Source organism: Neisseria sp. P0009.S010, assembly GCF_051958545.1.
Classification (GTDB): Bacteria; Pseudomonadota; Gammaproteobacteria; order Burkholderiales; family Neisseriaceae; genus Neisseria; species Neisseria subflava_A.
The window spans coordinates 58981-85349 of record NZ_JBQCVH010000005.1; the positions used below are offsets into that span (position 1 = coordinate 58981).

Sequence of the window (26369 nt, forward strand, 5' to 3'; positions counted from 1 at the left end):
CGGGATTGTTCATTCCCAACAATTATTCTGATTGTATTTTCTTGTGGAAAATTAAGCAAATCTAAAAATGTGTCAGCTGTTGTAAAATCGCACTTATAAAAAACACTGTAACAAATCGTTTAAGAACAAACAGCCTTGTTCGGTCGGGCGGAACACGGTCGGGTCTGATTCAAGCAGGTCTTTTTGTCTGGCGGTTTCGATTTGTGCCATGATTTTTGCAGTGGGTACGCCGGTACGTTCCTGCAACATTGCGGCAGGTACGCCGTCGGTCAGGCGCAGGGCGTTCATCATGAATTCGAATGGAAGGTCTTCGGCGGCAACGGTTTTGCGTTCAACTGCTTCATGCGGATTGCTCTGCATGGTGGCAAGATAGTCGTTGGGATGACGGCGGCGGACAGTTCGCTCGATGCGGTCGGGATAGGAAATTTTGCCGTGTGCGCCCGCGCCGATGCCCAAATAATCGCCGAACTGCCAGTAGTTCAAATTGTGGCGGCACTGCATATTAGCTTTTGCAAAAGCCGATGTTTCGTAGTGGACAAAGCCTGCGCCTTCCAGCGCGCCGTGTACGGCATCTTCAATATCCAATGCTGCTTCATCTTGCGGCAAATCTTTTGGCGGCGTATGACCAAAAGGTGTGTTCGGCTCCATGGTCAGATGATATGCGCTGATATGCGATACGCCTGTTGCAATAGCGGTTTGCACATCGTTTAAGGCCGTCTGAACCGTTTGGTTTGGCAGGGCATACATCAAATCGATATTGACTTTTTCAAATAATTTCAAGGCAGTATCAATGGCTGTCAGGGCTTCTTTGCCGTTGTGAACGCGTCCCAATCGAGCAAGCATATCGTCGTTAAAACTTTGTACGCCGATAGACAGACGCGTAATGCCTGCGTCTTTAAATCCTTGAAACTTCTCAATTTCAAATGTGCCGGGGTTCGCTTCCAAAGTAATTTCCGCTTCGGGTTGCAAGCGCAACAGTGAGCGCACGCCGCTTAACAAACGGTCAATCGATTCCGCTTGAAACAGGCTGGGCGTACCGCCGCCGAAGAATATGGTTTCCACCGGTCTGCCCCAAATATTCGGCAACTCAAGCTGCAGGTCGGTTAATAGGGCATCGATATAGGCTTCTTCCGGCAGGCCGTTTTTCAGGCTGTGGGAATTGAAGTCGCAATACGGGCATTTTTTGATGCACCAAGGAATATGGATATAGAGTGATAAAGGAGGTAGGGCGGTTAGCTGGCCGGGGCGTTGGAAGGTGATTTGGGTCATGATATGTGTTGAGGCTTGAGGCCGTCTGAAATTTTTAGGGCCTTATTTTAACTGAAATGTCGGCCGGGAAAGTAATCAGTAGGAAATTTGCGCAGTCTAAGCGCTCAAAAAAGCTTCAATTTCTTCTTCTGATAATTTGGAATTGCAGACAAATTTTATTTTGCCTTGTGAGATGTTGAGTAATGCGGGAACAGTTTTGATGCCGTGTTGTTCACGAAAAGTTTTTAAAGCCGCTTTGTTGCTGCTGTCTGTAAAGCGGATGGTAAACTGCTTGTTTAAGGAAACGGTAGACAGTTTTGCAACAAAACGGCGACAGTATGAACAGCTTGGTTTGCCTAAAAAGACGATAGCAGTTTCTTGACTGTCAATGAGTTGCAGAAGTTCGTCAGGTGTGGTTGGGATGAAGGCAGCAACGTGTTTTGCAAAGGCTGCCAATTCTTCAGGTGAGGGCTTGGGCATGGGAATGAATGTAAGGTAGGCCGTCTGAAGGTTTCAGACGGCCTTTGGTTTTTATGTAGTTAAAGTCTTTTTTGCATCCAAGATGAGAGTTTGGGTGCACCGAATAGCAGGAAAATGCCGATAAAAAGCTGCGCGATGTTGGCAAGTATGCCGGCTTGGTTTTGTGCGCCGAGGTCCGCCCAAACGGATGTATGTGTGTCGATAGCAATAGACTGTACAAAAAGATAGAGAGAGAGAACTGGTAAATTAGGTCGGGGATAGCTTGGAAAACAGTATATATGCCTATTAATACAATACCGGTCGTCAGCCATGGTGCAGGGTGTTTTGGGGCTTCCTGTACGGTTTGCAGATGTTCGGGCAACAGGCGGTTGGCAATGGTGGCAGGGAAACACCATAGCAGCAGCCATGCAATTAAATACAAGCCGTAGAACATCAGTACGGGCGGAATTTGTTTGCTGTCATACATGCTTTCTGACTGTGCGAATATGGTAGCAATGCCGCCAAGTGTTTGTACGATGCCGATTAAAACGACCAAGCGGATGGCGACAATCAGGATTTGCTTAGGGGACATGGATTTCTTTCATTATTTGTTGGATTTAGAACATCTAAAAAAACGTTTCAGGTTTTCAGACGGCCTATTATTGATTTATAAGGATTCGATTTTTCTTAATAGTTCACGCAATGCTTGGGCGCGGTGGCTTTCGGCATTTTTGATTTCAGGATCAAGCTCGGCAGCGGTGCAACCATGTTTGGCCAGATAGAAATGTGGATCGTAGCCGAAGCCGTTTGTACCGGCTGCCTCGGTCTGCCATTGTCCGCGCCAGATGCCTTCTGCGATGATGGGTTGCGGGTCGTTTTCGTGGCGGACGAGGACAAGGACGCAGACGTAGTAGCAGCTTTTGTCGTCTTTATCGGCAAGATCGGCAGAGAGTTTGGCGTTGTTTGCGGCATCGGATTTGGGGTTTTCGCCTGCATAACGTGCGGAGAAAATACCGGGTGCGCCGTTTAAGGCGTTGGTGCAGATGCCGGAGTCGTCGGCAAGTGCCGGTAAGCCGCTGTATTGGGCGGCATGACGTGCTTTAGCCAGGGCATTTTCAATAAAGGTATGGTACGGCTCGGGACATTCGGGCGTATTGAACTGCGATTGCGGCAGGACTTCGATGTTTAAGTCGGCAAAGAGGCGGGAAAATTCTTTGAGTTTGCCTGCGTTGCCACTGGCAAGGACGATTTTTTCAAACATGGTTTTTCCTTAATGGTTTTCGGTTTGCTGCATACGAGCCATTTGTGCGCGTGCTTTGTGGCGGATGTAAAGGGCAAGGCTGCCGATTTGGGCAAAAACGGCGGCAAAGGCAAACAGAAAGGCGGCAACGGCAAATTGTTTGCTGTGAATGCTCAGAAGATAAGCACCCAACAGAATCAGTACGATAAACATCAGGGTAAACAGGGCGGTCAGGAGCAGATAGGCTTTTTGTCGGGTCATGGCAGCTTGGGTAAGGGGGAAAAATGTTCTGATTATAACGTCAGATTGGGAATTTGAAACCATGCCGGATTCGTTAAAAAGGCCGTCTGAATATTTCAGACGGCCTTAAGTCGAATAACGGATTAACGCAATTCTGTGTGCAGGCGGCTCAGCAATGTGGAGGCATCGCTGCCTTTGTATGGGCTGCCGTCTTTGTTCAACAGATGGAGGCGTGCGCCATTGTTGATAGGCTCAACATACACGATGATTTCAGGATACGTTTTTGGCGCTTCTGCTTTGCCTTTGCCAAATACGCGTTTGAACAGGCCCGGTTTTTTATTGGCAACTGCTTCGCCTTCAGTTGGCGCTTGTTGAACCAAGAAAGCGCGGCGTTCGGCATTTTGACCGATAACAGTCAGGCCGATGCGGTCAAGCGCAAGGGCGGTACGGCGCCAGTTGCGGCCGTAATCGCCTGCCAGCAACAGAGTGCCGTTGTCCACACGCGCCAATTCAGAAGCATTGCTGCGGGCAGCAACGCTTTGGGTCAGGGCTTGTTCGGCTTGCTGACCGTCAACGCCCAAATATTGCATAAAGCGGGCGAGGAATGCGGCTTCGAGGTTAGGGTCGTTTTCACCCGGTTGCCACATCGTAGTGTCTTTTTTACGGTCGGCATAAACTTCTTTCATGCCTTTGTGGGCGAAGAAGATGTCGGTCGAACCGTTTTTACCTTGTTCGATGCGGATGATGAACTTGTCGCGTTCGCTGGTAGAGTAGATACCGCCCAAGCCGACTTTGTCCAACAGACGGCGCAGGCTGTCTTGAGGGATTTTGGCTCGGTTTTCTGCCCACTCGGTTTCCATTTGGCCGATGGCAGGTTCTTCAGATTTGATGTCGAAACCGTTTTCTTGCCAGAACACTTTCAGCAAAGGCCAAATTTCGCGAGGTGATTTGCCATCGACAACCAACCAGCGTTGGTTGCCGTCACGCTCAAGGCGTACGCCTTTAACGGATTTCAAGACTTCTGCATTGGCAGGTTGTTGTACAGCTTGAGTGCGGCGTTTGTTGAAGTCGCTGGCGCGGACGGCACCGCTGCCTGCCGGTAATTGATAGAGGTTGCCTTGGTCTGGGTTGTTCAAATCAGGTGGTACTTCCAGTTTGACCAAGCGGTGTGATTGACTTTGATAGTCGAGTTTGGGTTGTTCTTTTTTGCTGCCGGAACAGGCAGTCATGCTAATCAGGGCGAGGGCTACTACGATGGGTTTGATATAGGTCATCTTGTTTTCCTGTGGATGGAGTTCTTAACAGGGAGGCCGTCTGAAAAGGGTGTTTGGAATTCAGACGGCCTTATTTCCGGATCAGATTTGTCCTGATTTTTCCAGAGCGGCTCGGACTTTGGCTTGACCGGCTTCGGTCAGTGCTACCAAAGGCAGACGAACATGGGGTTCGCATTTGCCCAATAAGCTCAGGCCCCATTTGGGCGCGGCCGGGCTGGGCTCGCAGAACATGGTGTTATAAATTGGGATAAGTTGCTCGTTTAGACGACGGGCGGTCGCAATATCGCCCTCAAGGGCGGCTCGACACATATCGGCAAAGAGTTTCGGTGCAACGTTGGCTGCGACGGTTACCACGCCATGACCGCCACACAGCATGAAAGGCAGGCCGGTAGGGTCATCGCCGGAGAACACGGCAAAACCTTCAGGAACGCTGTTGATCAATTCGATGTTGTTGCCGATATTGCCGCTGGCTTCTTTCACACCGACGATATTCGGAATCTCGGCCAAACGCAAAATAGTGTCGTTGCTCATGCTCACGACGGTACGGCCGGGAACATTATAAATAATCATCGGAATCGAAGTGGCTTCGGCGATGGCTTTGAAATGTTGGTAAATGCCTTCTTGCGAAGGTTTGTTGTAGTAGGGAACAACAGATAAGGTGTAGTCCGCACCGGCTTGCTCGGCTGCTTTGGAAAGGGCGATGGCTTCGACAGTATTGTTGGCGCCTGTGCCGGCGATAACGGGAACGCGCTTGTTGACGTGTTTGACAGTGGCTTCAATAACGGCCAAATGTTCTTCGACAGGCAGGGTGGCTGACTCGCCGGTGGTACCGACTGCGACGATGCCGTCGGTGCCGTTTTCAATGTGCCAGTCGATTAAGTCATGAAGTTGTTCGTAGTTGATGCTGCCGTCTTGATTCATCGGAGTAATCAGGGCAACCAGACTGCCTTTTAACATACGGAAACCTTTAATTTTATGGTGTGGGTGGATTATTCATCGGATTGTAGCTTACTTTGTTGTTTGTGTGAAACATATCCGCTATGAGGCCGGGCCGTTTAATCGTGACTTGTCATTATCTTAATGAATAATACATTTTTAAATCATTGGTTTGTTTGTTTTAAGATGGAAAAATGATGTCAAGAATTAAAATGTGTTAAGGCGGTTTGAGGCCGTCTGAAAACGATTGGGCGGAGCTTTCAGACGGCCTGATGGTTTTGAATTTGCTGATACATTTCAAATTGGTTAAAATACGCATCTTAATATTTTTTAACGATTCTTGAGAGAAGGTTCAACATGGCCGGAATGACTGAAAAACAAGCGGAACCGCTTGATTTGGTTTATGGTTTGGAAGATAAGCCGCCGTTTGGGAATGCGTTGTTGAGTGCGGTTACGCACCTTCTAGCGATTTTTGTTCCGATGATTACTCCGGCACTGATTGTCGGTGGGGCATTGGAGCTGCCGGTTGAAATGACGGCTTATTTGGTGTCGATGGCGATGGTGGCTTCCGGTGTCGGTACTTATTTGCAGGTCAACCGTTTCGGGCCGGTCGGTTCGGGTATGTTGTCGATTCAGTCGGTCAACTTCTCTTTTGTTACCGTGATGATTGCACTCGGTACCGGTATGAAAGAGGGCGGCTTGACTGAAGATGCGATGATTTCAACGCTTCTGGGCGTGTCCTTTGTCGGCGCGTTTTTGGTGTGCTTCTCCGCTTGGCTTTTGCCTTATTTGAAAAAAGTGATTACGCCGACTGTAAGCGGCGTGGTCGTCATGCTGATTGGCCTGAGCTTGGTGCATGTCGGTATTACCGATTTCGGCGGCGGCTTCGGTGCGAAAGCAGACGGTACGTTCGGCTCGATGGAAAACTTGGGGCTGGCGTCGCTGGTGTTGCTGATTGTATTGGTTTTCAACTGCTTGAAAAATCCATTGCTGCGTATGAGCGGCATCGCGGTGGGTTTGATTGTCGGTTATATTGTTGCGCTGTTTTTGGGCAAAGTAGATTTTTCTGCCCTGCAAAACTTGCCGCTGATTACCCTGCCTGTTCCGTTTAAATATGGTTTCGCATTTGATTGGCACGCGTTTATCGTTGCCGGTGCGATTTTCTTGTTGAGCGTATTTGAAGCAGTGGGCGACTTGACGGCGACTGCAATGGTCTCCGAGCAGCCGATTGAGGGTGAGGAATACACCAAACGCCTGCGCGGCGGCGTATTGGCAGATGGTTTGGTGTCTGTGATTGCGACTGCGTTGGGCTCTTTGCCTTTGACCACTTTTGCGCAAAATAACGGCGTGATTCAAATGACAGGCGTGGCTTCGCGTCATGTGGGCAAATATATTGCGGCGATTTTGGTATTGTTGGGCTTGTTCCCTGTCATCGGCCGCGCGTTTACCACGATTCCGAGTCCGGTTTTGGGTGGTGCGATGGTGTTGATGTTTGGTCTGATTGCGATTGCCGGTGTGCGGATTTTGGTTAGCCACGGTATTCGCCGTCGTGAAGCGGTCATCGCGGCTACTTCTGTCGGTTTGGGTTTGGGCGTGGCGTTTGAGCCGGAAGTGTTCAAAAACCTGCCGGTATTGTTCCAAAACTCAATTTCCGCAGGCGGTATTATGGCGGTATTGTTGAACTTGGTTTTGCCGGAAGATAAAACCGATAAAGCGGTTAAGGTTGAAACCGACAGTTTGGATCACTAAGCAAGCTTTATTCAAAGGCCGTCTGAAGTTTCAGACGGCCTTTGGTTTTTCGGCTATAATATTGTTTTTATTTGTTATCCGAGTGGTTCGGATAGCTCTACCCGGAAAGGTTTTATATGACGGTTTATTCACTTTTTATCACTTGTCCTCGCGGTTTGGAAGTGCCTTTGACGCAGGAACTCGAAAATATGGTATGTCAGGATATCCGCGCTGTTGACGGCGGTGTGGCATGTAAAGGCACGATGGAGCAGGTGTATCGCATCAACCTGTATTCGCGCGTTGCCAGCCGTGTTTTGCTGCGCTTGACCAAAGGTGGTTATCGCAATGAACACGATATCTACAAATTGGCACGAAATCTCCATTGGACAGGTTGGTTTAAGCTGGAGCAGACCTTTAAAGTCAAAGTCGAAGGCAAGCGCGCTAATGTGAAAAGCTTGGATTTTGTCGGTTTGAAAATCAAAGATGCCGTCTGCGATGCCTTCCGCGATATTTATGATGCGCGTCCGAGCGTGGGTAAAATCAACCCCGATATCCGCATCCATGCCTTTATCGATGAACGCAATGTGGAAATCTTTATCGATACTTCCGGCGAAGCACTCTTCAAACGCGGCTATCGTCAGGATACCGGCGAAGCCCCATTGAGGGAAAACTTGGCGGCAGGTTTGCTGCTTTTGGCAGGCTATGACGGTACGCAGCCTTTCCAAGACCCGTTTTGCGGTAGCGGTACGATTGCCATTGAGGCTGCATGGATTGCGACACACCGTGCGCCGGGTTTGATGCGCCGTTTCGGTTTTGAAAAACTGCAAAACTTCGACAAAGAAAAATGGCAAGCCCTGCGCCGTGAAGCTGAAAAACAAATCAAACCGGCAGCCGCGCCAATTTCCGGCAGCGACAACGACCGTTATATGATCCGCGCCGCATTGGCCAATGCTCAAGCCGCCGAAGTGGATAATTTCCTCCGTTTTGATGTGCAAGATGCGCAAGACGCTCGACCAAACGGCGAACACGGCATTATGATTTCCAATCCGCCTTATGGCGTGCGCCTTGCCGAAATTCAGGCTTTACAGGCTCTTTATCCGCAACTGGGCACATGGTTGAAACAGCACTACGCAGGCTGGCTGGCTGGGATGTTTACCGGCGATCGCGATATGCCGAAATTTATGCGCCTTTCTCCGAAGCGTAAAATTCCGCTGTTTAATGGTAACTTGGATTGCCGATTGTTTTTGATGGATATGGTTAAAGGCTCGAATCGGGGCTAAAACCTGAAATTGAGGCTGTCTGAAAGATGATTTCAGACGGCCTTTTTTGATTTGTTAAAACTGTCTTTGTTATAACGGAGTTTGCTTTTCTTTTTTTAATTACAGGCTGTCTGAATCGTGTTCAGACGGCCTTTTTATTGGCTTAAAACTACTATTTTATAGTAATAGACAATCAGATAAATAATAAAAATCTATTGTATGGGTAAAATACATTGTTAAATAAAAATACCATATCTAGTAGTCTTGTGTTTTAATTTGCACCATATATTGTGTTTTATAGTATTGCAATGAGTAGCTTGAAATTTACAGTTGAACAAATTGTCTGGCAGGAAGTGCCGGGTGAAGTGTCGCTGGCGTTTCTGTTTTCCGGTTGTCCGTTGCGTTGCAAAGGTTGCCACAGTGCCGATACATGGAAAGAGGGTATTGGCACGGAATTGACCGAGGATTATTTAAAAGGCCGTCTGAAACGCTATCGCGGGCTAATTAGCTGCGTGTTGTTTATGGGCGGGGAATGGCAACCGAAAGCCTTACAGAAAATGCTGGCTATTGTTGCTCAGGAAGGTTTGAAAGCCTGTTTGTACACTGGCTTGGATCGCGAGGAGCTGGAGACGGTTTCAGACGGCATCCTGCCTTATCTGACGTATCTGAAAACCGGCCGTTGGCAGATGGAGCTGGGCGGTTTGGACAGCCCGACCACCAATCAGAAGTTTATCGATTTGCGTACGGGCGAGGTGTTGAACCGCTTGTTTGTCAAAGACAAACCCGCGCCCAAAGTTTTTCCAGTGGCTTCAATTTAGCTCAATGCTGTATTGCACTGATTTAAATTGAATTTATTGTATTCGCTGACAGCGATGTTTCAGACGGCCTGACCGTCATTACTTGATAAATCAACCAAACCATACAGGAGAATTAACATGATTCGGCTGCATCCCGAACAGTTAAACGGAAAACTACAATTCATGCGCGACTACATCAGCGCGCAAAACGCGGCGGACGGCTCGAAAATGGATGCCAATGCCAACGTAACGCAAAAAAACATCGCCACGATGGAAGCGGAAATCATGAAAGACTTTTTCGTGCAGATTAACCGTGCCCAAGTGTCGCGCAAAATCGCCGAAATTTTCGACCAATCCGTCGCCGACGAATACATCCGGCAGATTGAGGCACATGAGATTTATGTGCATGACGAAACCAGCCTCAAGCCTTACTGTGTGTCGGTTACGCTGTATCCTTTCCTGCTCGACGGCTTAAGCAAACTCGGCGGCGAATCTAAGGCGCCGCAGCATCTGGCTTCGTTTTGCGGCTCGTTTATCAACCTTGTGTTTGCCATCAGCGCGCAGTTTGCCGGCGCGGTGGCGACGGTGGAATTTCTGACTTATTTCGACTACTTCGCCCGTAAAGACTACGGCGACAATTATTTGGAAACCCACGGCAAAGAAATCGCCAACCACATGCAGCAGGTGGTGTACAGCATCAACCAGCCCGCCGCCGCGCGAGGCTATCAGAGCGTATTCTGGAATATTTCCGTTTACGATCAATACTATTTCGACGCGATGTTCGGCGATTTCGTCTTCCCCGATTTCAGCAAACCGGTGTGGGCGAGCGTGGCGAAGCTGCAAAACTTCTTCCTCAAATGGTTCAATCAGGAGCGCACCAAAGCCGTTTTGACTTTCCCTGTCGTGACCGCCGCGATGCTGACCGATGGCGGCAAATGCAAAGACACCGTGTTCGCCGACGAAATGGCGAAAGAATTGGCGGAAGGAAATTCCTTCTTCGTTTATCTTTCCGACAACCCCGATTCGTTGGCTTCCTGCTGCCGTCTGCGCAACGCCATTGAAGACCGCACTTTTAGCTATACCCTCGGCGCAGGCGGCGTGGCGACCGGTTCCATCAACGTCATCACCATCAACATGAACCGGTTGGAACAAGACGGGCGCGACCTTGCCGCCGAAGTGGCCAAAATCCACAAATACCAATACGCCTACCGCAAACTGATGGAAGAATACCAAGCCGCCGGAATGCTGCCCGTTTACGATGCAGGCTTCATCACTTTGGACAAACAGTTCCTCACCATCGGTATCAACGGCATGGCGGAAGCAGCCAAATCGCAAGGCATCAAAGTCGGCTATAACGACGATTACATCAACTTCGTCCAAGGCCGTCTGAAAACCATATTCGAAGCCAACCAAGCCGCCAGCAAGCACTACGGTGTGAAGTTCAACACCGAGTTTGTCCCCGCCGAAAACCTCGGCGTGAAAAACGCCAAATGGGACAAAGCCGACGGCTACAAAGTCAGCCGCGAATGCTACAACTCCTATTTCTACGTCGTCGAAGACGAAGAAATCAACGCGCTCGATAAATTCCTGCTGCACGGCAAAGAACTGGTGGACTGGCTCGACGGCGGTTCCGCGCTGCACCTGAACCTTGACGAAGCATTGCCCGAATCCGGCTACCGCTCACTCTTGGACATCGCCGCACAAACCGGCTGCAACTACTTCTGCGTGAACGTGCGCATCACCATCTGCAACGAATGCGGCCATATCGACAAACGCACCCTGCATGCCTGCTCTGCCTGCGGCAGCCACGACATCGACTACGGCACCCGCGTCATCGGCTACCTGAAACGCGTATCTGCATTCAGTAGCGGTCGTCGCAAAGAACATGCGCTCAGACATTATCACCGTAAAGCGGCGTAATCATTGAAAAAAGGATTACTTAAAAAAGTAAAGGCCGTCTGAAATTTCAGACGGCCTTTAGTATGTTTAGATAGGCTGACTCTTTCAACTTCATGATTTTAATTAAATTAAACAACAATGCTTGATACTTTAATATTTTGAAGTTCCGTGTGATTCGCAGGTAGGGTGTGTGGCGCAGCCACGCACGCAGTGGGTTGAGTATGCAGGCTACGGCTTATTATTAAATTTTGATTCAAGAAATAATTTTAATGATAAAGGAATGCTGCAATGATTACTAAGAATAGAAATGATATTTTTTGTTTGAATAATTGTGGATGTATTGTTCCTTTTCTGAAATGGAGTTACCCCATGTTCTCTAGCAAAGACTAAGAAATCTAAGAATTTAGTTAAGAATTGTATATGATATTTTCCTCGCCACTCAGTATATTTGTTTAAATTACTAAAATTTTGTCTAAATTTTGAATTTTTAATTCTATAATGTTCATTGTTGTTATTCAATATTTTGAATTTATTGAATATTTCTATATCTTGATTAATTTTTTTTGATATAATAAATTGTGAGTTATTTTTAAAGTCTATAAATTCTTTCAAATCACATAAGGTACATGAAATTTTCTCATGGCGACAAATAAAAATTATTTCTTGCACCCTGTGTGTAAGCGTAAGATAGTTTTCGAAACAATCCGTAAATATTTTTTTAATATCTAATAATACGTCATTATCTTCTTCAGATAATAAATTTAAGCCAAAGGTTTGTTGGATTAATGAACTAATAACATTCCATTCACAACAATAATTTTCTATAGAATATCTATCAGTGATGTATATGTCTAATTTTTTTACATTAATTCTTGGCTTTATAAAATCTTTATCTATAAAATAAAGAATATGGTCATTTTTTGTAGTAGGATTTTTATGTTGGATTTCACGAAAAGATATTACATTATCTCTCCCTTCTACAAATGCATGAAAAAAATCATTCTCAGTGAAGTGGTATTGTTTTATAAATGGAAGGTAGAACGAGGGGCACTCTTGCCCTTCAAATATAAAACTAATTTTTTTAGATGTTCTTTTTGTCAAATATTTAGCAAAATAAGCAACTGCCTTAGTCCTACTATTCCGTACTGTATCAATTCTATTATTCATCTTAAATACCATTTATTTGCCATTTATTTTAATTTCAATAGTAGTTGCATTAGCATCAAACTCATTATCGAATATAAATGGAGAATGGGTAATAGCAATAATTTGATTACAGGAATTCTGCTTTAACATATCAGGCAATAATCTTTGCTGCCATTCTAATGATAATGATAACTCCGGTTCATCAATAAGAATTAGAAATTTTTTATCTAAATTTAAAATTAATTTTGAAAAAATACTGATAATTTGTTTTTCACCAGAACTCAGAGAACCTAATTGAATAGGTTCTTCTAAGTGAGTATTGAATACATCCACAGTTAGTTTTGTTTTATCAAATCTAATTAATTTATCATTAAAATCACTCATTCTAAAATAGTCATTTATTAGATTAACAAAGTTCTCAATTGCATTTTCTTGGTCTTTAGATTTCTTATAACTATCAATTAATTTGATAAATAGATAAATAAGAGGGTTATTATGTTTATTATTATCTATAGCATCTAAGATTTGTTTTATTTTGTCATCAGTATAATTTCCTAGCCTTTCAAGCATAAGCTTGATAGTTTTTTTATCCTCATCAGTAATTTCAACTATTTCAGGACGATCATCTAATAATGTATCAATAATATTGTTGCTGAGAGATTGATATGATTGTAATAAATCTTTTTTTATAGAGTTAGTAAGAATATTTAATTGCTTTTCCACATCTGACAAGCCAAAATTAATTAGTTGGTCATTATCTTCTATAAATCTTCTTTTACGAATATTATTAAAATAATTAATGGATTCAAAATCATCTAAGGTATTGTTAAATTGTAAATCTTCTTCGGTTGCTTCAATCCGTCGATAGGTAGTAAGTAATAATATATCGATATCAGTAAATCGCTCACTAATCTTCTTTCGAATGTTACTGATATATTCATTTTGTATCATTTGATCAAATATATTTGCTAATTTTTCATATAGTTCATCATCACTCCATGGGGTATTCATGTATAAAAATTTAAAGAAATCATCCTCTTTAATTAATTGGGATTGCTTTGAAAAATATAAAACAGCTAATTTATCGATGTTTTTCGATATATTAATATCTTCTGGTGGAAACCTTAAATTCCGTCGGATTAAACGATCTTTTAATTTAGGCTCAATAGTTAATGCTTGCTGCTTATTAAAATTAATAATTTCACCATCTTCGAATTGTAACTCAAGTTCAGTAAATGGAAGTGGTAAGAGTTTTGAGAATTGACCTGAGATAAAGTAATATAAACTCATTAGAATAGTAGTTTTACCAAACCCATTTTCAGCAAGAATAACTGTTACATCCTCATGAAAATTGATCAGAAAGTCTTTGTATCCATGAACATTTTTTAATTTAAATTGATTTAATATAGATGATTGTTTATTCATTGTAGTTTCCTAAAATTTTTCTAAGATTGTTTTTAGATATTTAGCGGTATAACTAACCTCTGTTTGAGATATTATTTCTTCTGGACTACCTTCCGCAATAACTCTCCCTCCACCATCACCGCCTTCCGGTCCTAAATCCACAATATAATCAGCCGTTTTTATAACGTCAAGATTATGCTCGATAATCACTATCGAGTTGCCTTTGCCTTTCAGACGGCCGATGACTTCCAGCAACAGGGCGATGTCGGCGAAGTGCAGGCCGGTGGTGGGTTCGTCGAGGATGTAGAGCGTTCTGCCGGTGTCGCGTTTGGAGAGTTCGAGGGCAAGTTTGACGCGTTGGGCTTCGCCGCCGGAGAGGGTAGTGGCGGACTGGCCGAGGCGGATGTAGCCTAGGCCTACGTCCATCAGGGTTTGCAGTTTGCGCGATACGGTGGGGACGGCGTCGAAAAATTCGCGGGCTTCTTCGACGGTCATGTCGAGGACTTGGCTGATGTTTTTGCCTTTGTATTGGATTTCGAGGGTTTCACGGTTGTAGCGTTTGCCGTGGCAGACTTCGCAGGGGACGTACACGTCGGGCAGGAAGTGCATTTCGACTTTAATCACGCCGTCGCCTTGGCAGGCTTCGCAGCGGCCGCCTTTGACGTTGAAGGAAAATCTGCCGACGCTGTAGCCGCGTTCGCGCGAGAGGGGCACGCCGGCGAAGAGTTCGCGAATGGGGGTGAACAGGCCGGTGTAGGTGGCGGGGTTGGAGCGCGGGGTGCGGCCGATGGGGGATTGGTCGACGTTGATGACTTTGTCGAGGTGTTCGAGGCCTTGGATGTCGTCGTATGGGGCGGGTTCTTCTTGGGCGCGGTTGAGTTCGCGGGCGGTGATTTTGGCGAGGGTGTCGTTAATCAGGGTGGATTTGCCGCTGCCGGATACGCCGGTGATGCAGGTAATCAAACCGAGCGGCAATTCGAGGGTAACGTTTTTAAGGTTGTTGCCACGCGCGCCTTTGAGGACGAGCATTCGGTCGGGATTGACGGGCGTGCGTTCTGACGGCACGGCAATGGATCTTTTGCCGCTGAGGTATTGTCCGGTAACGGAGTTTTCGCATTTGGCGACGTTTTCGGGGGTGTCGGCAATCAGTACGTTGCCGCCATGTTCGCCTGCGCCGGGGCCCATATCGACGACGAAATCGGCTTCGCGGATAGCGTCTTCGTCGTGTTCGACCACAATCACGCTGTTGCCCAAATCGCGCAGGCGTTTGAGGGTGGCGAGCAGGCGGTCGTTATCGCGCTGGTGCAGGCCGATGGAGGGTTCGTCCAACACATACATTACGCCAGTCAGACCACTGCCGATTTGGCTGGCGAGGCGGATGCGCTGGGCTTCGCCGCCGGAAAGGGTTTCGGCGGAGCGGCTTAAATTCAGGTAATCCAGCCCGACGTTAATCAGGAAGCCGAGGCGTTCGGTGATTTCTTTAAGGATTTTTTCGGCGATTTGTTTTTTGTTGCCGTCCAAATCCAGCGTTTCAAAAAATTGGTGGGTTTTGGTCAGCGGCCAGGCGGAGATTTCGTGCAACGGCTCGCCACTGACGTAAACGTATCGCGCTTCTTTACGCAAACGTGCTCCGCCGCAGCTTGGGCAGGCGCGGTGGTTTTGGTATTCGCGCAGTTTTTCGCGCACGGTTTCGCTGTCGGTTTCGCGGTAGCGGCGTTCGAGATTGGGGATGATGCCTTCAAAGGCATGACTGCGGTTGAAGGTGGTGCCGCGTTCGGACAGGTAGGTGAAGTCGATGACTTCTTTGCCCGAACCGTGCAAGACAACTTTTTTGACTTTTTCAGGCAGTGTTTCCCATGCTGCATCCGCATCAAACTCATAATGGCGTGCTAACGACTGAATCATTTGGAAATAGAATTGGTTGCGCTTATCCCAGCCGTCAATCGCGCCTGCGGCTAAGGATAATTCGGGATGGGCAACCACTTTTTCGGGATCGAAGAAGTTAGTGTTGCCCAAACCGTCGCAAGTCGGGCAGGACCCCATCGGGTTGTTGAAGGAAAACAGGCGCGGCTCTAATTCGGGCAGGCTGTACGAACACACGGGGCAGGCAAAACGCGCGGAGAACCAATGCTCTTCGCCGCTGTCCATTTCCATCGCCAGTGCGCGTTCGTTGCCGTGGCGCAATGCGGTTTCAAAACTTTCCGCCAGCCGCTGCTTGATGTCCGCCTTCACTTTCACGCGGTCGATGACGACGTCAATGTTGTGCTTGATGTTTTTTTCCAGCTTCGGTACTTCGTCAAGCTGATAGACTTCGCCGTCCACGCGTACACGCGCAAAACCCTGCGCCTGCAAGTCGGCAAAGAAATCGACAAACTCGCCCTTACGCTCGCGCACTGCCGGCGCCAAAATCATCACGCGCGTGTCTTCCGGCAGTTTCAATACGGCATCGACCATCTGTGATACGGTTTGACTGGATAGCGGCAGATTGTGTTCGGGGCAATACGGCGTGCCGACGCGTGCATACAAAAGACGCAGGTAATCGTGGATTTCTGTTACCGTGCCGACGGTGGAGCGCGGATTGTGACTGGTGGATTTTTGCTCGATGGAAATCGCGGGCGATAAGCCTTCAATTAAATCGACATCGGGTTTGTCCATCATCTGTAAAAACTGACGGGCATAGGCGGAAAGGCTCTCAACATAACGGCGTTGCCCTTCGGCATACAAAGTATCAAACGCCAGCGATGATTTACCGCTGCCTGACAATCCTGTTACCACCACGAGCTTGTGGCGCGGAATGTCTAAATCGACATTTTTCAAATTATGTGTACGCGCGCCGCGGATGCGGATGGTGTCATTATCGTGTGAATGTTTGGGATGATGATTGCACATATTGTCAGGCCGTCTGAAAAATAAAATAAACGGCTATTGTAGCACTTTTCAAATGACAGACTGGATAGATAAAGCATTTGATATAAAAGAAACAAAGAGGCCGTCTGAAAATATGTTTTCAGACGGCTTTTGATATAGATGGATCAGCTTATCAGTCGATTTTGCGGAGAATTTCGCGCAGGGCTTTTTGCCAGTCGGACGGTTTGATACAGAATTCGGTCTCTAGACGTGAGCAATCCATAATGCTGTATGCCGGACGCGGAGTGGGCAGGGGGTATTGATCAGTGGTAATTGCGTTCAGTTCCGGAATGCGGAAGCTGTCGTCTAATTGGTGGGCCGTCTGAAAGATGGCTTTGGTAAATTCGTACCATGTTGCCGATTTGTTGCCACAGTAATGGAAGATGCCGCGTGGGGAAGTGGGCTGTTGCAATAAACTGATGATGGCATGAGCCAAGTCGCCTGCATAAGTCGGACAACCGGTTTGGTCGTGAACAATGGAGAGGGAGTCACGTTCTTTAGCAAGGCGCAGCATGGTCTTGACGAAATTGCTGCCGTATTCGCTAAACAGCCATGAAGTACGGACGATTGTACTTTCCGGATGCGCGGCTAAAGCCAAAAGTTCGCCTGCTACTTTGGATTGACCGTAAGTGCTGCGCGGATTGGTATAGTCGGTTTCGCGGTAAGGGCGTTTGCCTTCGCCGTCGAATACATAATCAGTGGAAATATGGATAAAGCGGGCGTGTGCGGCGCGGGCGGCTGCGGCCAGGTTGTGAACAGCAGTTGCGTTGACGGCAAAAGCAGCCTCTGCGTTTTCTTCTGCTTTATCGACGGCAGTGTAAGCTGCGGCATTAACGATGGCATCTGGTTGGAAGTTTTTAATCATATGATGCACGGCTTCGGTATCGGTAATGTCTAGCGAAGTAGAGTCGGTAGCAATCAGTTCCCAATCTTCGGGCAGGCGGTCGCGCAGACAACGGGCAAGCTGACCTTTGGCTCCGGTCAATAAAGTACGCATGGTTGAGTATCTCCTCTGATAGCTGTTAAATAGGTATTCGTGTCATTATAGTGTAAATACGACAAATTCACATTATTGGCGTAGAACAAAATGCAGAGGCGGCTGTATTTGGGCAAATTATCGATATTATCTATCCATAATAATAACCATTTATTGGTATTATGTTTGTTTACTATAACTAGAGTTAAAGTTCAGCTTTTAATAAGATAGATAAAGGATCTATGCTGTTTGAGAGAATGTGAATCAATGTTAATGTTTTTATTGTTGCTAGGATAATGGAATTTAAAAACAGGCGAAACTCCGTCCTTTTATCGGCAAATTCTACCGTTTGATATTTTTGAGTAAATATTTTGCAAAATATTACTAAAATAATAATTGAGCAAGGGCGGAATTTGCTCGTTCCGTCAGCTCAATATCTTTATTAACTATTTTGGGAGTAATTATTATGGCATACTGTTACGGGGGGTATTATGCTAGACCCCTGGTTAGTTCTTACTGCGCTCCTGCGCCTAAGGCTTCCTTCTCATCTTACTACTGCGCTCCTGCAGCAAAATCTTCTGTTTCTATCGGCAGCATCGCTAGCATTGCCAGCGTCGGCGTGTCAGTAGTTAATGCGGTAACTGGTTTGGTTTCTGCTATTGCGGCTTTCTGCCCACCAGCAAAAACCACCGTTTACAAATGTGTTCCGGTTTGCCCACCTTACAACTGTGATCCAATCAAACCGACACCACCACAACCAAAACCACGACCTCAGCCTAAACCTCAACCTAAACCTGAGCCTAAACCTGAGCCACAACCAGAACCGCAACCAGAACCAAAACCTCAACCAAAACCTGAGCCTAAGCCAGAACCAAAACCTGAGCCTAAGCCAGAACCAAAACCTGAGCCTAAACCAGAACCAAAACCTGAGCCTAAGCCAGAGCCTAAACCAGAACCGAAACCTGAGCCAGACTGCAAAGACTGTGTTGACGACCATAACCAAAACAACTCATACGGTCACGAAGACAAAAACCCAGGTAATGTCATCCGAGCTGAAGACTGCAAAGACGGCAACGTTATCCGCGGTACTGATGCTAAAGATACCATTTATGGTACTGCTTGCGAAGACATCATCTACGGTGGTAACGGCACAGACGTAATCTACGCCGGTGCTGGTAATGACACCATTTACGGTGATGCCGACGGTGACTCTCTGTACGGTGAAGAAGGTAAAGACTACCTGCAAGGTGGTGCCGGTAACGACTACCTGAACGGTGGTTCAGGTGCTGACATCATGCGCGGTGGCGACGGTAACGATGTTTATTTCGTTGACAATGCCAACGACCAAGTTATCGAGTACGGCAATGCACAAGCCGGTATCGATACTGTTCGTACCGTTATTGACTACACCTTGACCGATCACGTTGAAAACCTGTTCTTGCAAGGTATGCAAAACCTGAACGGTACCGGTAACTCTTTGAACAACAACATCGAAGGTAACGGCGGCAACAACCATCTGTACGGTTTGGCCGGCGACGACTGCCTGGTTGGCAAAGACGGTAACGACTACCTCGACGGTGGTGTCGGCAACGACATCCTGATCGGTGGTACCGGTAACGACACTTACTTCTTCGACAAAGGTTACGGTCATGATACTATCCGTGAAGAAAGCGGTAATGACACCCTGTTGTTCGGTAAAGGCGTTGCAGCTTCTGACGTATTGCTGAGCAAATCAGGTGCTAATCTGACTGTTTCTGTCGGTACTAACGACAGCATCACCATCGACGACTGGTTCACTGGTAACAATCACAAAGTTGAAAACTTCAAGTTTGCTGACGGTAGCACTTACCAAGTAACTGGCCACGGCGACTACTACTCTCTGTCTGCTGTAAACCACATCCAAGATCAGACTCAAGTTTCTGTAATCTGATAGGATGGTGATTTTCAGGGTTTTTCTCTGAAATCAACGGATAAGGCCGTCTGAAACCAAAATATAAGGTTTCAGACGGCCTTTATTTTGTAAACAATCTGACGAAAAATTCCAAATTGGGCTAAAATACCGCATTCTTCTGTCTACTAAAGAGATACCTGAAATGTCTGAAATCAGCTTGAAAAAAATCTACTCCGGCAAAGTCCGCGATTTGTACGAAATTGACGATAAACGTATGCTGATGGTTGCTTCCGACCGTCTGTCTGCATTCGATGTGATTTTGGATGACCCGATTCCGGGTAAAGGGGAGATTCTGACGCAGATTTCCAATTTTTGGTTTAAAAAACTGGCTCATATCATGCCTAACCATTTTACCGGCCATACGGTTTACGATGTTTTGCCTGAAAACGAAGCTAAAGTTTTAGAGAAACGCGCCGTCGTGGCTAAAAAACTCACTCCGGTGAAAGTGGAGGCTATTGTGCGCGGTTATCTGGCAGGCAGCGGTTGGAAAGATTATCAAAAGACAGGCTCTGTTTGCGGTATTCAACTGCCCGAAGGTATGCAGGAAGCGCAACAGTTGCCCGAAGTGATTTTTACGCCATCGACCAAAGCCGCAGTTGGCGATCATGATGAAAACATCAGCTTTGAAGAATGCGAACGCATTATCGGAAAAGAATTGGCGGCGGAGGTGCGCGCCAAAGCGATTCAGCTTTATACAGAAGCGGCCGAATATGCGAAATCTCGCGGTATTATCATTTGCGATACCAAGTTTGAATTTGGTTTGGATGAAGAAGGTACGCTGACTTTGATGGACGAAGTATTAACGCCTGACTCCAGTCGTTTTTGGCCTGCAGACCAATACAAAGTCGGCACCAATCCGCCGTCTTTTGACAAACAATTTGTCCGCGACTGGCTGGAGCAAAGCGGTTGGAATAAAAAAGCGCCTGCGCCTAAAGTGCCTGCCGATGTGATTCAAAAAACAGTCGAAAAATATCAGGAAGCATTGACTTTGCTGACTCAGGATTGATTTTTAAGTTTGAAGGCCGTCTGAAAAGGATATGTTTCAGACGGCCTTTTTATTGTATAAATACTGGATTTTAAGGATGGTTGCCTTTATAATCGAGAGTTGTTTTCAGCGCCTTAAAGGCCGTCTGAAAGCTTGTTTATAACCTGCCGCACGGTCTGAAACCCTAACTATGCACATTCGGATTTTAGTGTGCATTATTAGTGTTTTAGCAGTGCGGTATTTTGAAAGGAACAATAATGTTCAATAAACACGTTAAGACCTTCCAATACGGTAATCAAACCGTTACTTTGGAAACCGGCGAAATCGCCCGCCAAGCCGCTGCTGCCGTTAAAGTATCCATGGGCGACACCGTTGTTTTGGTTGCTGTGACTACCAACAAAGAAGTGAAAGAAGGCCAAGACTTCTTTCCTCTGACTGTCGATTACCTTGAGCGTACTTACGCAGCAGGGAAAATCCCCGGCGGTTTCTTCAAACGCGAAGGCAAACAAAGCGAAAAAGAAATCCTGACCAGCCGTCTGATCGACCGTCCGATTCGTCCTTTGTTCCCTGAAGGTTTCTATCACGACATCCAAATCGTAGCGATGGTGGTGTCTGTTGACCCTGAAATTGATTCTGACATTCCTGCAATGTTGGGTGCATCTGCCGCGCTGGTGTTGAGCGGCGTACCGTTTGCCGGTCCGATTGGCGCGGCACGCGTAGGTTATGTAAACGGCGTGTACGTTTTGAATCCGACTAAAGCCGAATTGGCTAAATCACAATTGGACTTGGTTGTTGCCGGTACTTCTAAAGCCGTGTTGATGGTGGAATCCGAAGCCGACATCTTGTCTGAAGAAGTGATGCTGGGTGCGGTTGTTTACGGTCATGATCAAATGCAAGTGGCCATTAATGCCATCAATGAGTTTGCCGACGAAGTTAATCCGGAAGTTTGGGATTGGAAAGCACCTGAAACCAATGAAGAATTGGTTGCAAAAGTACGCGAAATTGCCGGCGAAACCATTAAAGAAGCGTTCAAAATCCGTCAAAAACAAGCGCGTTCTGCCAAATTGGACGAAGCTTGGAATGCTGTAAAAGAAGCGTTGATTACCGAAGAAACCGACACTTTGGCAGCCAACGAAATCAAAGGCATTTTCAAACACTTGGAAGCCGATGTTGTCCGCAGCCAAATTTTGGACGGCCAACCGCGTATCGACGGTCGCGACACCCGCACTGTTCGTCCGTTGAACATTCAAACCGGCGTATTGCCGCGCACTCACGGTTCTGCACTGTTTACCCGTGGCGAAACCCAAGCTTTGGCGGTTGCAACTTTGGGCACTTCACGCGACGAGCAGATCATTGATGCACTGTCCGGCGAATACACCGACCGCTTCATGCTGCACTACAACTTTCCACCATACTCTACCGGTGAAGTGGGTCGCGTAGGTGCGCCAAAACGTCGTGAAATCGGTCACGGCCGCTTGGCTAAACGTGCATTGTTGGCCGTATTGCCGGAACCTGAAGATTTCAGCTACACCATGCGCGTGGTTTCTGAAATTACCGAATCCAATGGCTCTTCCTCTATGGCTTCCGTCTGCGGCGGCTGCCTGAGCCTGTTGTCTGCCGGTGTGCCTTTGAAAGCACACGTTGCCGGTATCGCCATGGGTCTGATTTTGGACAACAACAAATTTGCCGTCCTGACCGACATCTTGGGTGACGAAGACCACTTGGGCGATATGGACTTTAAAGTAGCCGGTACAACCGAAGGTGTGACCGCACTGCAAATGGACATCAAAATCCAAGGTATTACCAAAGAAATCATGCAAATCGCTTTGGCTCAAGCCAAAGAAGCACGTTTGCACATCTTGGATCAGATGAAAGCCGCTGTTGCAGGCCCGCAAGAACTGTCTGCACACGCGCCACGCTTGTTCACCATGAAAATCAACCAAGACAAAATCCGTGATGTGATTGGTAAAGGCGGTGAAACTATTCGTTCGATTACTGCTGAAACCGGTACTGAAATCAACATCGCTGAAGACGGTACCATCACTATCGCTGCGACTACTCAAGAAGCAGGCGATGCAGCGAAAAAACGTATCGAAGAAATCACTGCCGAAGTGGAAGTGGGCAAAGTGTACGAAGGTACTGTGGTTAAAATCCTCGACAACAACGTTGGTGCGATTGTCAGCGTGATGCCGGGCAAAGACGGTTTGGTACACATCAGCCAAATCGCCCACGAGCGCGTACGCAATGTCAGCGACTACCTGCAAGTAGGTCAGGTTGTGAACGTGAAAGCATTGGAAGTAGACGATCGCGGCCGAGTACGCCTGTCTATCAAAGCTTTGCTAGAAGCTCCTGCTCGCGAAGAGAAAGCAGCTGAATAATTTGATTGTGCAAGCTTGAAACAAAAGGCCGTCTGAAAATTTCAGACGGCCTTTTGTTTATTTGAATGATGAATTTAAAAATGAGTTTGCCTTTACTTTGATAAAAGGGATTACTACAATATTTGTAATTTAATAAATATATTCATTTCTCAAGGAGTATGCAATGAATGCTACACAATTAATCAGTCGGCTGACGCAAACCGTCGGCGAAAAATATATCATCACAGACCCGGCAAAAACTGAACAATACCGTCAAGGCTACCGTTTTGGCGAGGGCAAGGCGCTAGCTGTTGTCCGTCCGGGTACGGTTTTGGAAATGTGGCAAATCTTGCAGGCGTGTGTTGAGGCTGATGTTATCGTGATTACGCAGGCCGCCAATACCGGTTTGACTGGCGGCTCGACTCCTGACGGCAATGATTACGACCGCGATATCGTGATTGTGAATACCATGCGTCTGAACATCATTCAGCCGATCAACAATAACGAACAGGTTGTCTGCCTGCCCGGTTCTACCTTGAATCAATTGGAGCTGCTGCTGAAACCTTTAGGCCGTGAGCCGCACTCAGTGATCGGTTCGTCCTGTATCGGCGCATCTGTATTGGGTGGCGTATGTAATAACTCGGGTGGCGCACTGGTACAGCGTGGCCCGGCTTATACGGAAATGGCCCTGTTTGCGCAAATCAACGAAGAGGGCAAACTGGAGCTGGTCAACCATTTGGGCATTGATTTGGGCGAAACCCCTGAAGAAATTTTGACCAACTTGCAAGGTTTCCATTATCAGCGAAAAGACATTGCGCAAGATGCCGGCAAAGGGCATGACCATGCGTACTGCGATCATGTCCGCCAAGTGAATGAACCGACTGCCGCCCGTTTTAATGCCGACCCTGCGCGTCACTACGAAGCATCAGGTTGCGCGGGCAAGCTGATGGTGTTTGCCGTACGCTTGGATACGTTCCCGCAAGAAAAACAGACTGCCGTCTTCTATATCGGCACCAATGATATTAATGAGCTGACCGATATTCGTCGTGCCGCTTTGAGCGAGTTTAAAAACCTGCCTATTTCCGGTGAGTATATCCATCGTCATGCTTTTGATATTGCTGCCGTTTATGGTAAAGATACTTTTTATATCATCAAGACGTTCGGTACCCACCAACTTCCGAAACTGTTTGATCTGAAAGCCCGTGTGGATAGATTCAGCAAAAAGATAAGTTTCTTACCAAAACACTTCTCTGATAAATTCATGCAACTGATCAGTAAGATTTTGCCCGATCACTTGCCGAAGTCTATGCGCAACTATCGGGATAAATATGAACATCACCTGATTTTAAAAATGGGTGGCGAGGGCGTAGAAGAGGCGCGTGCTTTCTTGAAGGAATATTTTGCAACCCATGGCGGGGCATTCTTCGAATGTAATGCCGAAGAAACGCAGGCGGCCATGCTGCATCGCTTTGCTGTGGCTTCTGCCGCGATCCGTTACCGTTCTGTACATGATGATGAAGTAGAGGATTTGGTTGCACTCGATATCGCCTTGCGCCGTGATGATCGTGATTGGTTTGAAACACTGCCGCCGGAAATTGACAATAAAATCATCCATAAATTGTATTACGGACATTTTATGTGTCATGTGTTCCATCAGGACTACATCATTAAAAAAGGCAACGACTGCATGGCCTTGGAACATGAAATGCTCCACTTGCTTGACCAACGTGGCGCGCAATATCCTGCCGAACACAATGTCGGTCATCTGTATGAAGCCAAGCTCGAGCTGAAACAGTTCTATAAAAAACTTGACCCGACCAACAGCTTCAATCCAGGTATCGGTAAAACCAGTAAGAAGAAAAACTGGGCTGAATAAAGCATAGTCAAAACAAAGGCCGTCTGAACATTTCAGACGGCCTTTTTATATGTTTGCTTATCAGAACAGGTTGCTGATGAAAATCAGCAGAATGACCAATGGAACGAGATATTTCACATAGGCAAACCAAATATTGACCGTCGTATGGTTGCCTTTATAAAGTAATTCATCCTTCGCTTCGTCCTTCATCACGAAACCGACAAACAGCGCGGAGCCGAGCGCGGTCAGCATAAACAAGATGTTGCCGCTGATGTAGTCAAAGGCATCAAAAATATTTTTACCAAACACGGAAATATCTTTCCATGGGCCGTAGCTCAAGATGGAAGGGATATTGCCGAAGATAAAAATACCTGTCAGTACGATGGTAATAGCCGCTGCGCGGCGGATTTTGGTTTTCTCCTGAATGGTCGTAATCAACACTTCATAAATGGTCAGAGAAGTGGTCAGCGCGGCAATCAGAAGCAGTGAGAAGAAAATCACTGCAAATACAGGGCCTGCCCACATATTGGAGAACACGATCGGCAGGCTTTGGAACACCAGCGTCGGGCCGGAGTTAGGGGCAACGCCAAAGCTGAAGAGGGATGGGAAAATCATAAAGCCGGCCAACACGGCAATCAAAGTATTGGTAATCGCGGTAATCACTGCCGTCTGAACCAGATTTTCGTTTTTATCCAGATAGCTGGATAACGTAATCATCACGCCGAAACCCAAGCTCAAGGCGAAGAATACTTGTCCTAAAACGAAGACGAACAGTTCGGCGGTAATTTTGCTGAAGTCAGGTTTCAGATAGAAGGTAATGCCTTCCATTGCGCCCGGTAGGGTAACGTTGCGCACGACCATGGCAATCAGGAATAAAAACAGCAAAGGCATCAGGTATTTTGCCGCTTTTTCAATACCGCCGATCACGCCTTTGACCAAGATCCATTGGTTTACGACCACAAATAGGAAGGTGTAAAAGGCAATTTCCCAAGGGCTGTTTTCAATGTGTTCGGTAAAGAAACTTTTGGTGACTTCTCCGGAAACAGGGCTGGAAATATCCAAATTACCGCCGATGATATTGATGATGTAGCTGATAACCCAGCCGCCGAGCACCATGTAATAGGCCATGATGCCGAATGCGCCGAGTAGTCCCATCCAACCGACCAATTTCCAAACTTTGGCAACGGGTTTGCCATTCATTGTGCCGCCAAACGCATCCAGCGCGTTCACGCCTTTACGGCGACCGATGACGTTTTCGACCAAAATCATTGGAATACCGATGACCAGCATGGCGATACAGAACAGAAACACATACGCGCCGCCGCCGTTTTCACCGACCAAATACGGGAAACGCCAAGTTGCACCAAAGCCGACAGTCGCGCCGGCAACGGTAAGGATGTAAGTCAAACGGTTGGACCAGGTTTGACGGGGTTGATTGGAAGACATAAATACTCAGATGCATAAAAATAAAGACAACATTTTACCGCAAAGATTTAACGAATCTTGACTAAAGTCGGAAAAGAAAATTAGTTAAAAAAACCATGTAATGAAGAATTTTTAGTGGGTTTCTCTGGTTTGCTTGGTATTGAAACCTGCAAACAGAGAATTTGTCTGAAGCGATACGAATGATTGAAAGAGCCCTAACGATAAAGGCCGTCTGAAAGGTGGGATATGGGAAAGGGTTGTTGTGAGGAGATTGGATAGCACT

20 protein-coding genes are annotated in these 26369 nt (G+C 46.8%); 8 read left to right on the forward strand and 12 right to left on the reverse strand.

All coding sequences use genetic code 11. The features are described 5' to 3' along the window. Positions 1-93: 93 nt before the first annotated feature. From hemW to dapA, 7 genes are all read right to left on the reverse strand, one after another. Positions 94-1269 carry a radical SAM family heme chaperone HemW gene (hemW, locus tag ACTHSN_RS06455; protein WP_070460833.1) on the reverse strand — a complete coding sequence of 392 codons (1176 nt, stop codon included), beginning with the start codon at positions 1267-1269 and terminating at the stop codon, positions 94-96. A 96-nt stretch (positions 1270-1365) separates the two neighbouring features. After that, positions 1366-1728, reverse strand: coding sequence for a thioredoxin family protein (locus ACTHSN_RS06460; RefSeq protein WP_070460832.1), 363 nt, complete (start codon positions 1726-1728; stop codon positions 1366-1368). Continuing rightward, on the reverse strand, positions 1709-2299 hold the full coding sequence (locus ACTHSN_RS06465; RefSeq protein WP_234396210.1) for a hypothetical protein: 591 nt from the start codon (positions 2297-2299) through the stop codon (positions 1709-1711). The genes ACTHSN_RS06460 and ACTHSN_RS06465 overlap by 20 nt, the downstream gene beginning before the upstream one ends. A gap of 75 nt (positions 2300-2374) precedes the next feature. After that, on the reverse strand, positions 2375-2968 hold the full coding sequence (gene rdgB / locus ACTHSN_RS06470) for an RdgB/HAM1 family non-canonical purine NTP pyrophosphatase (protein ID WP_070460830.1): 594 nt from the start codon (positions 2966-2968) through the stop codon (positions 2375-2377). A gap of 9 nt (positions 2969-2977) precedes the next feature. Beyond that, a complete protein-coding gene (locus ACTHSN_RS06475) occupies positions 2978-3208 on the reverse strand; it encodes an NGO_0222 family membrane protein (RefSeq protein ID WP_003679018.1) in 231 nt (76 codons plus the stop codon). Between the two features lie 122 nt (positions 3209-3330). Further along, positions 3331-4461, reverse strand: a complete 1131-nt coding sequence (gene bamC / locus ACTHSN_RS06480) for an outer membrane protein assembly factor BamC (RefSeq protein ID WP_049351545.1) — start codon at positions 4459-4461, stop codon at positions 3331-3333. A gap of 81 nt (positions 4462-4542) precedes the next feature. Continuing rightward, complete coding sequence (gene dapA / locus ACTHSN_RS06485) at positions 4543-5418, reverse strand: 4-hydroxy-tetrahydrodipicolinate synthase (protein ID WP_070460828.1); 876 nt, start codon at positions 5416-5418, stop codon at positions 4543-4545. A 336-nt stretch (positions 5419-5754) separates the two neighbouring features. Here dapA and ACTHSN_RS06490 point away from each other — a divergent pair, with 336 nt between their 5' ends. From ACTHSN_RS06490 to nrdD, 4 genes are all read left to right on the forward strand, one after another. Continuing rightward, complete coding sequence (locus ACTHSN_RS06490) at positions 5755-7146, forward strand: nucleobase:cation symporter-2 family protein (RefSeq protein ID WP_070712691.1); 1392 nt, start codon at positions 5755-5757, stop codon at positions 7144-7146. A 116-nt stretch (positions 7147-7262) separates the two neighbouring features. After that, a complete protein-coding gene (locus tag ACTHSN_RS06495) occupies positions 7263-8405 on the forward strand; it encodes a THUMP domain-containing class I SAM-dependent RNA methyltransferase (protein WP_440365189.1) in 1143 nt (380 codons plus the stop codon). A gap of 287 nt (positions 8406-8692) precedes the next feature. After that, positions 8693-9202 (forward strand): anaerobic ribonucleoside-triphosphate reductase activating protein, encoded by a 510-nt coding sequence (gene nrdG / locus ACTHSN_RS06500; RefSeq protein ID WP_219088627.1) that lies wholly within the window; start codon positions 8693-8695, stop codon positions 9200-9202. A gap of 117 nt (positions 9203-9319) precedes the next feature. Further along, entirely contained in the window at positions 9320-11101 is a 1782-nt protein-coding gene (gene nrdD, locus ACTHSN_RS06505) for an anaerobic ribonucleoside-triphosphate reductase (RefSeq protein ID WP_440365190.1), read from the forward strand. Between the two features lie 207 nt (positions 11102-11308). On the opposite strand, the gene ACTHSN_RS06510 is transcribed toward nrdD, so the two are convergent. The 4 genes from ACTHSN_RS06510 to rfbD form a co-directional block, all read right to left on the reverse strand. Beyond that, entirely contained in the window at positions 11309-12247 is a 939-nt protein-coding gene (locus ACTHSN_RS06510) for a DUF4435 domain-containing protein (RefSeq protein WP_371459115.1), read from the reverse strand. Between the two features lie 12 nt (positions 12248-12259). Further along, entirely contained in the window at positions 12260-13651 is a 1392-nt protein-coding gene (locus tag ACTHSN_RS06515) for an AAA family ATPase (RefSeq protein WP_371459116.1), read from the reverse strand. 9 nt (positions 13652-13660) lie between these two features. Further along, positions 13661-16519 carry an excinuclease ABC subunit UvrA gene (uvrA, locus tag ACTHSN_RS06520; protein ID WP_371459117.1) on the reverse strand — a complete coding sequence of 953 codons (2859 nt, stop codon included), beginning with the start codon at positions 16517-16519 and terminating at the stop codon, positions 13661-13663. Between the two features lie 151 nt (positions 16520-16670). After that, positions 16671-17534: a dTDP-4-dehydrorhamnose reductase gene (gene rfbD / locus ACTHSN_RS06525; protein WP_371459118.1), complete on the reverse strand. Its 864-nt coding sequence runs from the start codon at positions 17532-17534 to the stop codon at positions 16671-16673. A gap of 445 nt (positions 17535-17979) precedes the next feature. On the opposite strand from rfbD, the gene ACTHSN_RS06530 reads away from it, so the two are divergent. The 4 genes from ACTHSN_RS06530 (at position 17980) to dld (ending at position 24682) form a co-directional block, all read left to right on the forward strand. Next, positions 17980-19443 (forward strand): calcium-binding protein, encoded by a 1464-nt coding sequence (locus ACTHSN_RS06530; RefSeq protein ID WP_225905471.1) that lies wholly within the window; start codon positions 17980-17982, stop codon positions 19441-19443. Positions 19444-19606: 163 nt separating this feature from the next. Beyond that, positions 19607-20470 carry a phosphoribosylaminoimidazolesuccinocarboxamide synthase gene (locus ACTHSN_RS06535; RefSeq protein ID WP_070460812.1) on the forward strand — a complete coding sequence of 288 codons (864 nt, stop codon included), beginning with the start codon at positions 19607-19609 and terminating at the stop codon, positions 20468-20470. Between the two features lie 236 nt (positions 20471-20706). Beyond that, entirely contained in the window at positions 20707-22827 is a 2121-nt protein-coding gene (pnp, locus tag ACTHSN_RS06540; protein ID WP_003683274.1) for a polyribonucleotide nucleotidyltransferase, read from the forward strand. A 163-nt stretch (positions 22828-22990) separates the two neighbouring features. Beyond that, on the forward strand, positions 22991-24682 hold the full coding sequence (gene dld, locus ACTHSN_RS06545; protein ID WP_070460810.1) for a D-lactate dehydrogenase: 1692 nt from the start codon (positions 22991-22993) through the stop codon (positions 24680-24682). Between the two features lie 60 nt (positions 24683-24742). Here dld and ACTHSN_RS06550 read toward each other — a convergent pair whose 3' ends face one another. Next, on the reverse strand, positions 24743-26107 hold the full coding sequence (locus ACTHSN_RS06550; protein ID WP_070460808.1) for a sodium-dependent transporter: 1365 nt from the start codon (positions 26105-26107) through the stop codon (positions 24743-24745). Between the last annotated feature and the right edge of the window lie 262 nt (positions 26108-26369).

What these genes read in the sequence shown, in the direction of transcription:
- hemW (WP_070460833.1), bottom strand. Translation starts at nt 1,269, where the DNA reads ATGACCCAAATCACCTTCCAACGCCCCGGCCAGCTAACCGCCCTACCT.
- ACTHSN_RS06460 (WP_070460832.1), bottom strand. Translation starts at nt 1,728, where the DNA reads ATGCCCAAGCCCTCACCTGAAGAATTGGCAGCCTTTGCAAAACACGTT.
- ACTHSN_RS06465 (WP_234396210.1), bottom strand. Translation starts at nt 2,299, where the DNA reads ATGTCCCCTAAGCAAATCCTGATTGTCGCCATCCGCTTGGTCGTTTTA.
- rdgB (WP_070460830.1), bottom strand. Translation starts at nt 2,968, where the DNA reads ATGTTTGAAAAAATCGTCCTTGCCAGTGGCAACGCAGGCAAACTCAAA.
- ACTHSN_RS06475 (WP_003679018.1), bottom strand. Translation starts at nt 3,208, where the DNA reads ATGACCCGACAAAAAGCCTATCTGCTCCTGACCGCCCTGTTTACCCTG.
- bamC (WP_049351545.1), bottom strand. Translation starts at nt 4,461, where the DNA reads ATGACCTATATCAAACCCATCGTAGTAGCCCTCGCCCTGATTAGCATG.
- dapA (WP_070460828.1), bottom strand. Translation starts at nt 5,418, where the DNA reads ATGTTAAAAGGCAGTCTGGTTGCCCTGATTACTCCGATGAATCAAGAC.
- ACTHSN_RS06490 (WP_070712691.1), top strand. Translation starts at nt 5,755, where the DNA reads ATGGCCGGAATGACTGAAAAACAAGCGGAACCGCTTGATTTGGTTTAT.
- ACTHSN_RS06495 (WP_440365189.1), top strand. Translation starts at nt 7,263, where the DNA reads ATGACGGTTTATTCACTTTTTATCACTTGTCCTCGCGGTTTGGAAGTG.
- nrdG (WP_219088627.1), top strand. Translation starts at nt 8,693, where the DNA reads ATGAGTAGCTTGAAATTTACAGTTGAACAAATTGTCTGGCAGGAAGTG.
- nrdD (WP_440365190.1), top strand. Translation starts at nt 9,320, where the DNA reads ATGATTCGGCTGCATCCCGAACAGTTAAACGGAAAACTACAATTCATG.
- ACTHSN_RS06510 (WP_371459115.1), bottom strand. Translation starts at nt 12,247, where the DNA reads ATGAATAATAGAATTGATACAGTACGGAATAGTAGGACTAAGGCAGTT.
- ACTHSN_RS06515 (WP_371459116.1), bottom strand. Translation starts at nt 13,651, where the DNA reads ATGAATAAACAATCATCTATATTAAATCAATTTAAATTAAAAAATGTT.
- uvrA (WP_371459117.1), bottom strand. Translation starts at nt 16,519, where the DNA reads ATGTGCAATCATCATCCCAAACATTCACACGATAATGACACCATCCGC.
- rfbD (WP_371459118.1), bottom strand. Translation starts at nt 17,534, where the DNA reads ATGCGTACTTTATTGACCGGAGCCAAAGGTCAGCTTGCCCGTTGTCTG.
- ACTHSN_RS06530 (WP_225905471.1), top strand. Translation starts at nt 17,980, where the DNA reads ATGGCATACTGTTACGGGGGGTATTATGCTAGACCCCTGGTTAGTTCT.
- ACTHSN_RS06535 (WP_070460812.1), top strand. Translation starts at nt 19,607, where the DNA reads ATGTCTGAAATCAGCTTGAAAAAAATCTACTCCGGCAAAGTCCGCGAT.
- pnp (WP_003683274.1), top strand. Translation starts at nt 20,707, where the DNA reads ATGTTCAATAAACACGTTAAGACCTTCCAATACGGTAATCAAACCGTT.
- dld (WP_070460810.1), top strand. Translation starts at nt 22,991, where the DNA reads ATGAATGCTACACAATTAATCAGTCGGCTGACGCAAACCGTCGGCGAA.
- ACTHSN_RS06550 (WP_070460808.1), bottom strand. Translation starts at nt 26,107, where the DNA reads ATGTCTTCCAATCAACCCCGTCAAACCTGGTCCAACCGTTTGACTTAC.